Source organism: Saccharomonospora halophila 8 (assembly GCF_000383775.1).
Classification (GTDB): Bacteria; Actinomycetota; Actinomycetes; order Mycobacteriales; family Pseudonocardiaceae; genus Saccharomonospora; species Saccharomonospora halophila.
Window position 1 is genome coordinate 2722 of record NZ_KB912498.1, and the last position, 2204, is coordinate 4925.

The following is a 2204-nucleotide window of genomic DNA, read 5'->3' on the forward strand; positions in this document are numbered from 1 at the left end:
CCAGGGCACCGGGGCCGGGCACACCGCGGGCCGGGCGCCCCCCCGGTTTCCGACGGTCAGGTGCCCCGGGCGGACGCCTCGCCGTACTTGGCCCGCAACCGCGCCTCGATCTCGGCGTCGGTCTCCTCGGCCGTGTGCAGCACCTCCGCGAGCCGCTTGTCCGAGCGGCGCACCGCCCACACCACGACCAGCAGCGCCAGCCCGTACAGCGGGTACCCCATCGCGATCTTGGCGAAGGCCAGCCAGCCCGTGTAGTCCTCGGCGTAGAGCCACTGCTGCACGACGAACCGCGCCGCGAACACCGCAGCCAGGGCCAGGGTGGCCACGTCGTAGCCGAACCGGGAGGGCCGGTCCCGGCGCCAGCCCATCCCCGTGCCGTTGAGGTAGTTCCACACCACCCCGGCCAGTGGCCAGCGCACCACCACCGACAACACGAGCACGCCGAAGTACACCGCGCTCGCCCAGATGCCGAACAGGAAGAACCCCTTCGCCGACCCGGTGCGGTAGGCGAGGAACGCGGCGATGGCCACGCCGAAGAACCCGGAGATCGCGGGTTGCACCGGCTCCCGGCGCACCACCCGCAGCACGGTGATCGCGACCGCGCTGCCGAGCGCCGTCCAGATCGCCGGCATCAGCCCGAGAACGGCGTTGGCGAGCACGAAGACGACGATCGGCACCGAGGAGTAGACGAGACCGGACACGCCGCCCATCTGTTCCAGCAGGGTCGGCTCCGGGGTGGTCTCCCCGTCCGGGTCCGGCACCGCCGACGACTCCGCGTCATCCGGTCCACCGGCATCGCGTCGGTGGACGTTGTCGCCACCGTCGCCCCGGCCACCCCCACCCCGCTCGCTCGCGGCCGGGTCCGTGCCGTCGTCGGACGTCGGGGAACGCACGCCGTCGTCGTGGGGGTGCTCAGTCACGCCGGGCCACTCTCACTGGGTCGGTTGCAGCAGTTCGTAGTACGGGTTGTACAGCACCTTGTGCCCGTCGCGCTCGGCCATCCTGCCTCGCACCTTGATCGTGCGGCCGGGTTCGATACCCGGGATGCGGCGCCGACCGAGCCAGACCAACGTGACGTCGTCGGTGCCGTCGAACAACTCCGCCTCCAGCGTAGCCGCGGCGCTACCGGGGCACAGGTCGACGCTGCGCAGCCTGCCCAGGACCGTGGCTTCCTCCCCGCAGTGACAGTCGCACGCTCGTCGCGCACCGACCGCCTCGGACTCCTGCGAGAGATCGTCGGCATCGAGTTCGGTGACGTCACTGGTCAGTTTCCGCACCAGCCGACTGAAGTAGCCGCCGTCTTTGGCGGACATAGGCGCCTGCTCCTATGTTTCCGGGGCCCCCCGACGGACGGCCCGTGCGTGTTCAGCGTAACCCCGCCCGGGCGGGGCAATCCCGGACCGCGTCCGGATCGCAACGTGAGTCCGTGATGCCGTGTGCGCGGGCGGCGGCCCCGCCGGACACACCGGATCGGTGGGGAGCACACCCCGGTTCCGCGCCGCCCGTCAAGCCCGCTGCTGGTTCTGCTGTCCCTGCTGGTTCTGCTGTCCCTGCTGGTTCTGTTGTCCCTGCTGGTTCTGCTGTCCCTGCTGCTGCCGGGCCTGTCCCGCGACGTGCGCGGCGACCGCCTCCGGCAGTGTGATCGGCAGCGGTGTGCGGACCGGCATGGGTTCCTCGCCCCGGTCGACGACCGTGCTTCGGACGATGCTCCGGAGCACCTCGGGAGCGGTCGCCGCCTCCGACTGCGGACCGGCGATCACCCCGCGCAGCATCCACCGGGGCCCGTCGACCCCGACGAACCGCAGGGCCACGTCGTTGACCACCGCGGAGAGCTCCATCCCCCACTCGCCCCGGCCGAGGGTCACCCGGGCGCCGTCCGAACGGAGCTGGTCGGCCAGCTCCTGGCTCACCTCGCGCCACAGGCCGCCCGAGCGTGGGGCCGCGTAGGCGGTCACCGTGACCTGGCCGTAGCCGGTCACCACGTGGACGGCGCGCACCGTCTGGCTCGCCTGGTCCATCTCGACCTGGACCTGCGACCCGTCCGGCACCGGGAGCCGGATCGAACCGAGGTCCATCCGGGCGAGGCCGTCGTCGGGCGCCTCGGAGACGTCGTACGGACCGTCGGGGCGCCCCTCCCCGGCGTCGCCGTCCTCGGTGTCCCCGGCCACGCCCCCGGCGTCCGGCCCCTCGTCCGGGTCCGCGCC

3 protein-coding genes are annotated in these 2204 nt (G+C 72.5%); all 3 read right to left on the reverse strand.

Annotated elements, in window-relative coordinates:
- Window positions 1-56 precede the first annotated feature (56 nt).
- Window positions 57-920, reverse strand: a complete 864-nt coding sequence (locus tag SACHA_RS0104340) for a DUF3159 domain-containing protein (RefSeq protein ID WP_019807484.1) — start codon at window positions 918-920, stop codon at window positions 57-59.
- A 12-nt stretch (window positions 921-932) separates the two neighbouring features.
- The gene (locus tag SACHA_RS0104345) at window positions 933-1313 is read right to left on the reverse strand and encodes an OB-fold nucleic acid binding domain-containing protein (RefSeq protein WP_019807485.1); all 381 of its coding nucleotides are present in this window, start codon (window positions 1311-1313) and stop codon (window positions 933-935) included.
- A gap of 192 nt (window positions 1314-1505) precedes the next feature.
- On the reverse strand, window positions 1506-2204 hold a 699-nt coding region (locus SACHA_RS0104350), incomplete at its 5' end, for a DUF3710 domain-containing protein (protein WP_019807486.1).